Annotated in this window: 10 protein-coding genes; 2 read left to right on the top strand and 8 right to left on the bottom strand. The window is 37.2% G+C overall.

What is annotated here, in order from left to right; all coding sequences use genetic code 11:
• Positions 1-91 precede the first annotated feature (91 nt).
• From BMX24_RS11295 to BMX24_RS11260, 8 genes are all read right to left on the bottom strand, one after another.
• Positions 92-2,374 (bottom strand): cation:proton antiporter, encoded by a 2,283-nt coding sequence (locus tag BMX24_RS11295; RefSeq protein ID WP_089792904.1) that lies wholly within the window; start codon positions 2,372-2,374, stop codon positions 92-94.
• A gap of 257 nt (positions 2,375-2,631) precedes the next feature.
• Entirely contained in the window at positions 2,632-3,339 is a 708-nt protein-coding gene (locus tag BMX24_RS11290) for a LytR/AlgR family response regulator transcription factor (protein ID WP_089792585.1), read from the bottom strand.
• Positions 3,317-4,087 carry a histidine kinase gene (locus tag BMX24_RS11285; RefSeq protein WP_089792583.1) on the bottom strand — a complete coding sequence of 257 codons (771 nt, stop codon included), beginning with the start codon at positions 4,085-4,087 and terminating at the stop codon, positions 3,317-3,319. Before BMX24_RS11285 ends, BMX24_RS11290 begins: the two co-directional genes overlap by 23 nt.
• 140 nt (positions 4,088-4,227) lie before the next feature.
• Positions 4,228-4,599: a hypothetical protein gene (locus BMX24_RS11280; RefSeq protein ID WP_089792581.1), complete on the bottom strand. Its 372-nt coding sequence runs from the start codon at positions 4,597-4,599 to the stop codon at positions 4,228-4,230.
• Positions 4,599-5,792 (bottom strand): alanine dehydrogenase, encoded by a 1,194-nt coding sequence (locus BMX24_RS11275; protein WP_089792579.1) that lies wholly within the window; start codon positions 5,790-5,792, stop codon positions 4,599-4,601. Before BMX24_RS11275 ends, BMX24_RS11280 begins: the two co-directional genes overlap by 1 nt.
• A 69-nt stretch (positions 5,793-5,861) precedes the next feature.
• Positions 5,862-6,269 (bottom strand): tRNA (adenosine(37)-N6)-threonylcarbamoyltransferase complex ATPase subunit type 1 TsaE, encoded by a 408-nt coding sequence (gene tsaE, locus BMX24_RS11270; protein WP_089792577.1) that lies wholly within the window; start codon positions 6,267-6,269, stop codon positions 5,862-5,864.
• Positions 6,270-6,386: 117 nt separating this feature from the next.
• Entirely contained in the window at positions 6,387-8,138 is a 1,752-nt protein-coding gene (locus BMX24_RS11265; RefSeq protein ID WP_089792575.1) for a zinc-dependent metalloprotease, read from the bottom strand.
• A 75-nt stretch (positions 8,139-8,213) separates the two neighbouring features.
• Positions 8,214-9,977, bottom strand: a complete 1,764-nt coding sequence (locus BMX24_RS11260; protein WP_089792572.1) for a T9SS type A sorting domain-containing protein — start codon at positions 9,975-9,977, stop codon at positions 8,214-8,216.
• A gap of 352 nt (positions 9,978-10,329) precedes the next feature.
• On the opposite strand from BMX24_RS11260, the gene dnaG reads away from it, so the two are divergent.
• The gene (gene dnaG / locus BMX24_RS11255; protein ID WP_089792571.1) at positions 10,330-12,306 is read left to right on the top strand and encodes a DNA primase; all 1,977 of its coding nucleotides are present in this window, start codon (positions 10,330-10,332) and stop codon (positions 12,304-12,306) included.
• 112 nt (positions 12,307-12,418) lie between these two features.
• A complete protein-coding gene (gene clpP, locus BMX24_RS11250) occupies positions 12,419-13,105 on the top strand; it encodes an ATP-dependent Clp endopeptidase proteolytic subunit ClpP (RefSeq protein ID WP_089792569.1) in 687 nt (228 codons plus the stop codon).
• Positions 13,106-13,461 lie beyond the last annotated feature (356 nt).

Raw genomic sequence — 13,461 nt, 5'->3', positions numbered from 1 at the left:
CACAATAAAATTAATTAACAGCAAAGCGAATTGACAATTCACAATTGACTTTGAAAATTGCCCTGCGAAGCAAAATTCACCATTGACCAATCTACGGATTGCTGATAATCAATGTAGAAGGGATATCCGATAGCCAAAGGTCTTTTGTGTCGATCAGGTTTTTCCAGCTTTTGCTGCTGATCAGCATTAAGTCCTGAGAATTCAGAAATTCTTTCTCTATTTTTTTCTCGTTATATAGGGTGATGTGGTTTGGTGCAACCTGTTCAATACTTCTGATCAGCTCTTTCACTTCAATATTATTTCGGATCTGTCCTGCGACATCCAGAATAATGATTTGAGAATTGTTATTATTAATCAGTCTTTTCGCATATTCAAGCAGATAAAAATCACTTAAATTAAAGATCGGGACAAATACTTTATCCGCAGATTTGAATTCTTTTTCCACCAAAACTCCGACAGGAATCGTCGCTTTATCTAATACCTGAAGCGTCAGATCGTCGAAAGGGGAGTTGTTGAAAATATTTCCTTTTCCTTTTACGGTGTTTAAAAGTTTTTCAGGATTAATGATTTTTGTAGTAAAACCTAATAGTCTGCCCAATAAACTTCCTTCATACATCGATTTTCCAAGCATGATGAGAAGGAGGTCATAGTTTCCTTTGTTCGTAATATTGGTCAGATCACTTTCCACATCTGTTGAAGCTTTGAAAAGGGTCGTCACTTCAAGTTTCAAATCATGTGAAGTTTCGATAACATCTTTGAATTGTTCTTTTTCAAAATCATTAATATCAAAAGCGTGAAGCTCATCCACAGGTGCGATATTCATTGCAGTTACGCTCTTATTTCCATTCATTTTATGGGTAAGATTATCTGCTAATTTTAATAAGGTACTTCCTGATTCCGGAGTTTCAAAAGATAATAAAACTCTGTATTTCGGATCATTTTTTTCATGTTCATCGTCTTCTATCATTGATTTTTTTCCTTTAAAAAGATAATTGATCAAATCTAAGCAAGGTCCCGTCATGAAAGTTGTAAATAATGCCATGATCACCAACATTGCAAACAGTTCAGGGCCTAAAACCCCTAAGTCATAACCAATATTCAATACGATAAGTTCTGTAAGACCTCTTGTATTCATTAAAGCACCTATCGTGAGGCTGTCTTTCCAGCTTATTTTCAGGAATTTCGCCGTCAGTGCGCTTCCTACGAATTTTCCGACAACGGCAGTAAGGATAATGAATCCTCCGATTTTCCAAAGGTGAGGGTCATTCAATAACCCGATTTGAGTTCTTAATCCCGTAAATACAAAGAAAAGCGGAAGTAATAAAACCAAGGCAACATCTTCTACTTTTTCAATGAAAAGGTTTCTGAATTTTACATTTTCAGGCATGATCGCACCGGCCATAAATGCTCCGAAAAGTGCATGAATACCAATAACTTCCGTAGCGTATGCTGAAATAATTAATATTAAAAAAAATACAGCAACCAATGCTTTATTGATAAATCCTTTACCTTTTTGGGCTTCTGCAATTCTTACAAGGAACGGCCTTACCGCTTTAATCATAATGAATACGTACAGAATCGCCATTAAAATAACGAAAACCGATCCCGAAAAAGATCCTGCTTTTACAACAGCAATTACTGCTGCCAAAATACACCATGCTGTAATGTCATCCGCGGCAGCACAGGTGATTACAACGGTTCCGATTTTTGTTTTATGTAAATTTCTTTCCTGAACAATTCTTGCCAACACAGGAAACGCAGTGATACTCATTGCAATAGCGATGAACAAAGCAAACGAACTGAACTGGATACCATCCGGAGCAAATTCTTTATAAATAAAATACGAAAGCCCGACTCCCAATGCAAAAGGAATAATGATACTTGCGTGACTGATCACCACAGCATCATGGGCTTTTTTTCTTAAAACACTTAAATCCAGCTCCATTCCCACGATGTACATGAAAAGAATAAGACCGATTTGGCTTAAAAACTGTAGATTCGGAAGCGATTCTTTCGGGAAAATAAAGGCCGAAAGTTCCGGGAAATAGAGACCGAAAAGGGAAGGTCCCAAAACAATACCGGCGATCATTTCACCGATTACGGAAGGCTGTTTTAGTTTAACACAGATCCATCCGAAAAGTTTCGCCACCATGATGATGGTAACGATCTGAGCCAACAGAAGGGCTAAAGGATGATGAAGATTCGTCATAAAAGAATCGGCAAAATTCTCCCACATGGTAGCACCTGTACCTTTGGGCGAAGCTATATTTTCCCCGATTTCCAATGTTTTCCCTTCAACAAAAAACCAATACATAAGACATGAAAAAAATGCAATAGTACTGACGTAAAAAATGAGATTTTTATATTTCCCCAAATTCATGATCCTAAAATTTTTGCAAAGTTGATAAGAATATAATTATGAGAAAATTTTTATTTCTAAAATGTAATAAATGTCATAAATAATGTAATGAAATTATCTAAAAGAATACCTCAACCAATTCCCATTTTCCACGTTCCGTTTTGGGAGGGTAATGTAAATCGGGCGCAAAAATACACGACTAAATATTTTTGAAACCATCCATGTAACAAAACGACTGATTTCTGTAATAAAAGAAGAAATCTTTGAAAGACCTATTTTCCGAACATCTCCATTAATGAGCCTTTGTAGGTTTCACCGATCTGCAGTTTCAGAAAATGTTCGCCTTCAGCGATGGTGGTGATGATTTCGTTGGTAGAGAAAATCTTGATAGAAGAAATGGCAATGATCTCTTTTTTATTTACCTGTGCAAAATCCTTTGCAGGAAGCATTTCCAGAAGATTTCTAAAGCTCAGGTTTTTCAGAACGATGGCTGTACCGTCATTTAAGATAATATCTTTGTCGCGGCTGTCGATTTCGGATGTTTTGATATAAACGATCTGATCGGTGAAAATCACGGTTTTACCAATGTTTGTATTCCACTCGATGAAGTTTTTTTTATGAGAATTCTGGATGAGTTCTTTCGCTTTTTCGAATGCCTGGATCAACCTTTCTTTTTTGATCGGTTTTCTTACATAATCCACCACATTCAGGTCAAAAGCTTCTGCGGCGTATTCTTTATAAGCGGTGGTGAAAATTATTTTTTTTGAATCTGAAATCAGTTCGGCGACCTGCAGACCATTCATTCCCGGCATTTCGATGTCTAAAATACAGACGTTGCAGTCGAGATTGGCGATTTCGTTCAGGAATATTTTAGGATCGTTAAATGCTTTTACAACCTCCACATTATCAATTTGTTCGCATAGAAGTTTTAAATAACTGATAGCCAGTAATTCATCATCAAGAATAACGCATTTTATCATAAAATTCTCCTAGATTGATTGTTAATTCTGCGGTGAAGATACCATTTTTTGAATTTTTGTGAAGTGAATAATGATTATTGTAGATCATTTTCAATCTTTGATCCAGTGACTGGCTTCCGAAACCGCTTTTTTCTTTCTCCAAAATGTTTTTCAAGGAAGCTTTGTTACTCACTTTCATGGTAAAAATACCGTCTTCAAGCTCCATCTGAATGGAAATGAAGGAATCCTGAGCAAGAAAATCTGTATGCTTAAAGGCATTTTCAATGAGGTCAACCGAAATTAACGGGGCAAAAACTTTCTCTTCGTAGATGGCATCAGATTTATTAATTCTGGATTTAATTCTGAAATCGAAAAGAGGATTTACTTTAATTTTATTAATCTCAATTAGGCTTAAAGCGAAATTTAATTCTTCCTTCGGGCTTACAAATTTATTGTTGCTTTCATATAAAATATAGTCTAAAACATTCGCCAATTTATCCAACGACATATACGTCTGATAAGCATGTGACTGGACGGAATTTAAAATATTTTTGAATAAATGAGGATTCAGTTTGGTGCCGATATGCTCGAGCTGAACTTCATTCAATCGTTGTTGGATTATTTTGTTGGCTTCCGAAAGCTTAGCGTTTTTTACTTTAAATTTTTGATTTTGGATAAATAAATAAATGCTTACCGTTAAAAAAAAGAAAATAGCAAATACTCCAATGAATATCAGATAATCATGAATCATGTAGTAGTTGCCTTCCATGGGTTTACAATTTATTTACTTAATATCTTTTTTAAACTTTTAGTATTCGCAGTTGTCGAAGCATTTTTTTTAATGCAAAGTTTTTAATAAAGATAATTCTAATTTAAAAGGAGCTAAGGCATAAATGCTTTGCAAAGCTTTTACTTCAATTTCTTCAAAGAATTCAACATTACGGTTTCCTCACATTTTTCAAAGGTGATTTCGTAAGTCGGATTATTTTCAGGATATGTCAAAAGATAATCCGGACACGGCTTTTTCTGGGCGTGACTTCTGTCAAAATCTACTTTTCCTTTGGTGATAATGCTGTCTTTCAGGAATTTTTCATCGATTTTTAAGGTATTCATTTCTGTTTTAAAAGCATCAGAATACTTGAAATCTTTAGAAAGAGTTTCCGCGATGACACGGCTGTTGGGAAGATAACCGCTGCAGCTTGCGCCTTTTTTGTTTAATATAAAAAATACAATAAGAAGTCCCGGAACAAGACCAATTAAGTAGAATTTCAGTTTTTTCATTAGAAAATTAAAAGATTGATATCGTGATAAGTAAGCCCGAAACGGTCGCAGATGATTTTCTTTGTGTGTCTGCCTTTGTACATATAAAGACTCTGTTTCATTTCATTTTTGCGCACCAGCATATTTTCGAAGCCGCCTTCTTCGTCGTAATTTAAAATATAGGAAAGAAAGAAATTGGAGATGGCCTTTGTCGTCGTTCTCGGCATTCTTGAGGTAAGATTCGGAAGTCCGCAATGGATAACGCCGTGCTTGATCACGTAAGGATCTTCCATTGTGGTAAGCTCGGATGTTTCAATTACTTTTCCGTTGTCGATGGTGATATCGATGATTACGCTGCCTTTTTTCATTTTCATGACCATATCTTCGGTCACAATCGGAGTCATATTTAATCTTGGAAGCGCACCGATAACAACATCTGCACGTCTTAATGCTTTGCCTAATTCTTTCGGATCGATAATGGAGGTCGGTACTCTGCTGTCGACTAAGGTGTGAAGTCTTCTCAGTTTCGAAAGTGAATTATCAAAAACCCTTACACTGGCTCCCAGACCGACGGCTGCTTTTGTAGCAAATTCTCCAACAATTCCGGCTCCTAAAACGACTACTTCGGCAGGTCTCACTCCCGTGATTCCTCCCAGCATTAAGCCGTTTGATAATGCCAATAATTCAGAGGCGTATAAAATCGAAACTGTTCCGGCGATTTCCCCGACAAGTCTTACCAAAGCCAATTGCTTGTATTCATCTACAATAAATTCAAAAGCGATGGCGTTTACTTTTTTCTCTGCCAGTTTTAGGAAGTAATCTTTATCTCTCAGGTTGATCTGAAGTGCCGAAACCAGATAAGTGTTCGGTTTCATGTAATCAATTTCCTCTTCTGTCGGAGGATTGATTTTTAAGATTAAATCCTGAGCAAATGCTTCTTTCGGGTCGGTGGTGATTTTCGCACCCGACTCAGAATACTGCAAATCTGTAAAAAACGAACTTTCACCGGCTCCTGATTCTATGATAAGTTCATGACCGTGTTCTACCAAAACCTGCACCGCATCGGGTGTGATACAAGTTCTTCTCTCGTTCAGAGAAGTTTCCTTAGGAATTCCAATACTGAATTGTTTTCCTTTTTTGATAACCTCCAGTTTTTCTTCCTTCGGCATCAGTTCCTCTTCGGTAAAAGGAGTAAAAATATTTGTAGTACTCATCCTTTAATTAAATTAGGTTCTTACAGATAGTTATTTACATTCAAATTCAATAGCAAAGATACATAATATTTACTCGAATGAAATTTCTCTTGTATCTCCGTTATTGATGATATTCATTTCGTGATAGTTAAGCCCGTAAAGCTCATCCTGATAGACTTCCGGCCACTCAATAATGCACAGAAAAGCGTTGTCCAGATATTCTTCAATACCGATATCGTAAGCTTCTTCGATGTTTTTTAAACGGTACAGATCAAAATGATATACTTTTCCTTTTGGGGTATTGTATTCATTAACAATGGAATAGGTAGGAGAGCTCACTTCATCTTCACTTTCTAAATTTTTAAGTAAAAACTGTGTGAAAGTGGTTTTTCCTGCTCCGAGATTTCCTTTTAATAAAAAAATATTATGTTTAAGCTGAGGGAGAATCTTCTCTACAATCTCCTGCCAGTCTTCTTTTTTCTGAATGGTCATTTTCATTTTCTCTGAATTAAAATTCAACAGTCAAAAATATAGAAAATAAGAACGAAAGTAAAATAAGAGAAGTCAAAAAAAAGAATCAGCTTCAAATTTTGAAACTGATTCCTGTCATTTATTTTATTGTTTAATAATATTATATGATTTCCGCAATCCGGTTTTTGTATTTTTTAAAATAATAAAATACTTTCCGGCTGGTTTCTCTGATACGGATATTTTATGAGTTTTCTCCGAAGTTGTCGCTTTGTATAATGACTGCCCAACAGGATTGACAAGTTCTATTTCATAGGTGTCATTGTCGGATCCCAGGTCGATAGTGAGATTATCTTTTACAGGATTAGGGAAAATCTTAACAGCATTATTCTCTTTAATCTCTTTGGTACTCAAAAGTGAAGAATTGGTTTTCCCATAAATGCTGTATGCGCCTAGACTTCCGTAATTGGTATATCCTGTGTTTGCAGTGCCGTCACCAACGCCTTCTATGATGATATAATATTTTCCGGCCGGAAGATTGGTATTGAAAGTTAAAGGAAGACCTAAGTTACTAGACTGTGCAGTATAGTCGAGTATTGGAGGCAAAGCCGTATTTCCGTGAAGTCTTATTCGCGGACGCAGATTGCTGTGTCTGTCGGCTGCTTTTATGGATATTTCGATATTTCCGCCTGTTGTATTGAAATAAAATATGTCAAGTTCTCCTGTTCTTTCGATGACACCCTTTACAGGCGTGATTTGATTTCCTACAATAGTTAAGGGAACGGCAGTCGGGTAGGTACCACCTGCGTTATCAGCGCGATAGCCGACACCGTTGGCAGCTCCTGAAATAATAGCCAAATCATTTTCAAGATTACTTGCTCCGGTATATTCTCCTTTGCTCCATTGCATTACGGGCCTGTCAGACATTCCCATAATAGGTGCCCAATTGCCATGACCGGCATAGTAGCCGCCACCATTTATTCCGTCATGGCCGAGTCCGAAAGTATGTCCCAGCTCATGCGAAGCCACATCACCCGTGAATTTCCCTGGCATTGTTGCACCCCATGTAAAAACCCAGCAAGGGGTATCATTATCATAAGCATTAGAAAAACTGTTTACAAAGGCAACACCTGATAAACCGGGGGTGTGGTATTGGGTAGTGGTAGTAATGACAGCTCTCATCCTTTTATTTTGAGGGTAGCTGTTGTAGACACTTTCATTGGTAGTTACATTGATACTGAAAGGTCTGTAGTCTTCTGCCACAACTTCCCATGCTTCTTCAATAGCACTGGCAGTCATGCCGGAAGGTTGTGCGTTGATAGGATTCCCACCATTCCAGCCGCTTCCTGCAGGCATATAATGTCCGTTAAAATCTAGCAGGATACATCCTGCAGCCCCAGGAAAGCTCTGTAGGTTATTAATATCAGCTAAAGTTGTTCTCGATGAAGATTTTTCGCTTTTATAAGAACTTGGTGATTTACTGAAGTCTGTACAGACTAAGTTATTTATATCAGTTTCTTTTACAAAAGCTTTTCCGTTGTCAGAATAATAAGTGTAGGCCTTTTTATCCTTAAAAAGTAAGATGTTTCCATTCAATTTGTTTTCTTTTATTACAATACTGAAACTCCCGGGATGATCTCCCTGTATTTCCCCTTCAAGGTGCATGGAGCCATTATTAATTTTGTTATAATTCACTGTAGCATTTAAGGTTTCATGCTCTGAAATGGCTAAACTTAATGCTCTCGCTTCGCGCTCTGAAACAGAAGATGTTAATTGCTGTTCAAATTGCGCTGTGCTTCCTAGAAAATAAGACTGCTTTTCCTGGGCATAAAAATTACTGAATACTGAGATGCAAATAAGCAGGCTTGCCCATGTTGCAAAAATAAGTTGTTTTTTCATTTTGTTTATTTTTTTGTTGGTGATTAAAATGTAAAAGCTGCTTTATTTCTGTAAAACAGCTTTTATTTATTGATATTAATTTTTGATAATGCTGTGTGACTTTTGGAATCCTGTTTTTTTGTTTTTTAGAATGACGAAATAAATTCCGACGGGTTTGTCAGCAAAAGCTATCTGGTGAATCTGATCAGAAAAAAGTTTTTTGTACAACAGTTGTCCTAAGCTGTTTAAGACCTGTACTTCATATTCTCCGTTCATTTTGGTGTCGATGGTAAACTCATCTTTCACCATTTTCGGATAGATGGTTGCATTTTCAAGCTCATCTACAGCTAAAGTGCCAATTTTTGGCAGTGTTCCGGAAATGTTGTAATAACCCAGTGATGCATAACTGGTATAGCCTGTATCGGGAGTTCCTTCTCCGATTCCGGTAACGGCCAGATAGTAATCTCCGGTAGTAAGGTTGGTATTAATGACAACCGGATCGCCCAGATTGTCAGGATGTCCTGTGGCTGAGGTTATTAAAACATTCTGACTGTTGTATAATGCGATTTTCAAAAGCAGATTACTGTGTATTTCCGAAGCTTGTACTTTTAAATTAACATCTCCTCCGTAAGTATGGAACTTGAACACGTCGATATCATTGGTGTGATCTATAACTCCTTGATTTTGTGTAGCTAGAACATCTTCTCCAAGTGTGTTAAGTGTTGTTGCGTTGGTGAAGTTATCTCCTTGATTATCAATTCTGTATCCAACACCGTTCGTAGCACTGCTGATGATGGAAAGATCATCTTCATGGTTGTTTCCATTAGAATATTCTGCCTTGCTCCATTGGGTTACATTCTTATAATAACTTACTCCCATAATCGGCGCCCAATTTCCATGACCGCCATAATAGGTATACTGAGCCTGCCCGTCATGATGCAGTCCTAGTGTATGTCCCAGCTCATGAGATGCCACTTCGCCTACGATTTTTCCATACGTTCCTGCCGATTGTGTAAATACCCAGCAAGGTAAATCTGACGTCGATGAAAAACTGTTGATGAGTGCAACTCCCGCACCTCCTGATGAAGCGGTACTGGTAGGAGTGATTACACATCTTCTTCTTTTGTTTTGAGCATAGCTGTTGAAGACATCTTCATCAGTGGTCACATTCAGGTTGAAGGGTCTGAAATCTTCGGATACAAGCTCCCAGGCTTCCAGAATATCGGCATCGCTCATCCCTGAAGGTGCGGCTACAAAAGAGTTTCCTCCGTTCCATCCGCTTCCTGCGGGTACTATATATCCGTTAAAATCCAGCAATAGACATCCTCCGGCTCCCGGATTGCTCTGCAGACTGGAAACATTGCCCAGAACAGAATTTTTCTGAGTTCGGACTACCTTATTTTCCGTTAATTTTTGAGCGGGAACATGAAAATCTACACAGATGATTTTATTAATATCAATTTTTTTGATAAAGGCATTCCCTTTAGTATCAGACTTATAAATAAATGCCTCTTTGTTTTTTGGAAGCATAATATTTCCTTCAAGCTTATTTTCCTTTATTCGGATGCTGAAAGTTCCGGTTGCGCTTCCAGTAAGCTCTCCCTCAAGATGCAAAGTTCCGTCAGGGCTTCTTTCGTAATAGTTTACGATCGATCTTAGGGCTTCTTTGTCAGATACTTGAAGAGTCAGCAGATCATTTTTACCATTTGTGTTTAGTTGTGACTGTAATTGATTTAAAAAGTCTGTGTTTGTACCTAATTGGTATTCTTGCGCTCTCTCTTGGGCAAATATGCTACAATCGATAAAAGAGAAGATTAACAAAAATGCCCATTTTCTGAATTGAAAAGTAATTTTTTTCATCTTAATTATTTTTTTTGATTTGTTGTGTTTTGAATTCTTAAAAAATAATTTGTGTTTTTTGCTGATTTGTGATGTAAAATCAATTATAGTTAATTTATTTTCAGTGAAGATATAATAAATGTATGTATTTGGAAATCAGCGCAATTTGGGATGTGAATGGAAATTTTAAGTAAAAAACTGACTATGAGTTACTTATTCATTCTTATTGATTTCATGATAGTCGGGGATAGACAATCTAAATATTTTAATATTAGTGAATTACATTTTTTATGATTAAATTTTAAGTTTGTTTCAGATTTTCACGAAATTTTATTTTTAAAGGAAATAAGAAACATATTCTTATTTTTACATCATGATTTCCAAACAGACCATAGATAAAATATTCTCCACAATCCGCGTAGAAGAGATTGTGGGAGAATATGTGCAGTTGAAGAGGGCAGGGTCTAATTATAAAGGACTCAGTCCGTTTCATGATGAAAAGACACCAAGTTTTGTGGTTTCGGCGAGCAAGCAGATTTGGAAGGATTTCTCGACCGGGAAGGGTGGAACAGCCATTTCATTCTTAATGGAAATCGAAAATTTCACTTATCCGGAAGCACTTCGCCATGCCGCCAAAAAATACGGAATTGAGATTGAAGAAGATCAGAAAGACTTTTCCGAAGAAGCAAAGCAGGCGCATACGGAAAGGGATCTTTTATATAAAATTCACGAAGTTGCCAATAATTATTTTCAGGAAATACTTTGGGATTCCGAAGAAGGAAAATCGATCGGTCTCGCTTATTTCAAAGAGCGTGAGCTGAAGGATGATATCATCAGAAAATTTCAGCTTGGATATTCTCCGGAGAAGAAAAATGCTTTCACGGAATATGCGCTTGAAAAAGGCTATGCAAAAGAAATTCTCGAAAAATCCGGACTTTCTATTTTCCCTGAAAATACACCAGCCGGAGTCGACCGTTTTCGGGAGAGGGTCATTTTCCCGATCCATAGTTTTTCGGGGAGGGTGCTTGGTTTTGGAGCGAGAATTCTTAAAAATAATGTCAAAACGGCAAAATATCTCAATTCGCCCGAGACGGAAATTTATCACAAATCCAATGTTCTTTACGGATTAAATCAAAGTAAACAGGCTATTTCGCGAAAAAATGTCTGTCTTTTGGTGGAAGGATATATGGATGTGATTTCCCTTCATATGTCGGGAATTGAAAATGTTGTGGCAAGTTCCGGAACTTCTTTAACGACGGAACAAATTAAATTAATCAAAAGACTTACGGAAAACGTTACCATCCTTTTCGATGGCGATAATGCCGGTATCAAAGCCAGCTTCCGAAGTATTGATATGCTGCTGACGGAAGGAATGAACATCCGTGTTCTTCTGTTTCCGGACGGTGATGACCCGGATTCTTTTGCAAGAAAACATCCGCAGGAATATGTCGAAAAATTCATCGAAAATGAAGCGATGGATTTTATTGATTTTAAAGCTGAAATCCTTTTAAAAGAAGTCGGAAACGACCCGATAAAAAAAGCTGAAGCCATCCGCGATATCGTAAAATCGGTTTCTTTTGTTCAGAATGCCTTAAAAAGAGAGGTTTATCTGAAACAGGTTTCCAATAAATTCGGATTGTCGGAGCAGAGTTTGTTTAATGAGCTGGATGTTCAGAAGCAGATTACCCAGAACCAGACGCAGAAAGCTCAGGCAAGAACGGAAGCTCAGCCGGCAAAACTTGAGATTGTTCATGAAAGTAAAGAGGAAGTTGATCCTATCATTTTTAATGTAACCAAACTTGAAAATGACCTGATCAATCATATGCTGAACTATGGCGACGTGGTTCTGCAACGGACAACTCCCGATGAAAAAAAATATGACATTACGGTAATTGAGGAAATTTTACATCATTTTGAGGAAGACGATTATGAATTTCAAGTTGAATTAAATAAGAAAATCGTAGAGTACATCAAGGAAGGAATCGAAAAAGAAGAACTGCGAAAAGGGAATTTCTTTTTTGGATTGATGGATGAGGAACTGAGCAAAGCCGCCGTCAATTCAATGAATATTTACAGTGAGCTCAACAATTGGGAGACCAGAAATATTTTTTCACCGAATTACGGAGACCGAATTCCCGAGCAGGTTGCCGGTGATATCCTGATTCATAAATTCAGATATGTTAATTTTCTTATTTTAAAAAGCAAAAGAGAGCTTGCGGAATGTGCAGATTCGGACGAAGAAAAATATTTTGACTTATTAAAGAAAATTCAGATGCTTACCGTGGTTTCCATAGAATTAACAAAAATCTTGAATTATTCTGCAATAACGGGCATTTATACTGACAGATAAGTTAAAATTATACACAATACTTGCCAACTCTGTGACAAAAAGTCCTATAAAATTTTAGGAATAAAAGTTGTAATTTAAACTTCAATAAATTTTAATAATACACAATAGAAATATGGACATTAAAAAAGAATTCAGAGATTTCTCTGTAAAACATTTAGGAAATAACGGTCTGGTTACCGATCAGTATATGGGAATGTATGGTCCAACGAATCTTACGCCGTACATCATGGAAGAGAGAAGATTAAACGTTGCTCAGATGGACGTTTTCTCCCGTTTGATGATGGACAGGATCATTTTCTTAGGTACCGGGATCGACGATCAGGTTGCCAATATCGTTACGGCGCAGCTTTTATTCTTAGAAAGCGCAGACCCTTCAAAAGATATTCAGATCTATATCAATTCTCCTGGTGGTAGTGTTTATGCGGGATTGGGAATTTATGATACGATGCAGATCATCAAGCCCGATGTAGCGACTATCTGTACAGGTATGGCTGCTTCTATGGGAGCTGTATTGTTGGTAGCCGGAGAAAAAGGAAAACGTTCTGCCCTGAAACACTCAAGAGTAATGATTCACCAGCCTTCAGGAGGTGCTCAAGGAGTGGCTTCAGATATGGAAATCAACTTGAGAGAGATGTTGAAACTAAAGCAGGAGCTTTATGAGATCATCGCTCATCATTCAGGACAAGCGTATGACTGGGTTGAAAAATCCTCAGACAGAGATTACTGGATGACTTCTGAAGAAGCAAAAGGCTACGGAATGGTAGACGAAGTTTTACAGAGATCTGCAGAGAAAAAATAATTTTCTTTAAAGAAATAATTAAAAGCGCATCAATTCACCTTGGTGCGTTTTTTTTTATGAATATTTTTATTTGAAATGTAATCTATTACTCATTGCCAATTGTTCATTACTTATTTTTAGAAGCTATTTCCAGCTATCCACTATATCTTTTTTGTTACGGCTTCCGCTTTGCTCCAGCCGCAACAAAAAAGGATGCCGTTTCTATCTGGGCTATTGTGTCAGGGAATGGTGATTTTGAGAGCCTCAATCACCAATAGGTTTCCACAGACATTTTCATCAATAGAGACGGGCTTTAGCCCGTTTTTCAGTTTGGAGTATGCTGGTTGGCTTTAGCCAAAACTTATAATTTTAGGTTT

Source organism: Chryseobacterium wanjuense (assembly GCF_900111495.1).
Taxonomy (GTDB): Bacteria; Bacteroidota; Bacteroidia; order Flavobacteriales; family Weeksellaceae; genus Chryseobacterium; species Chryseobacterium wanjuense.
This window is presented reverse-complemented; position numbering and strand designations above follow the sequence as displayed.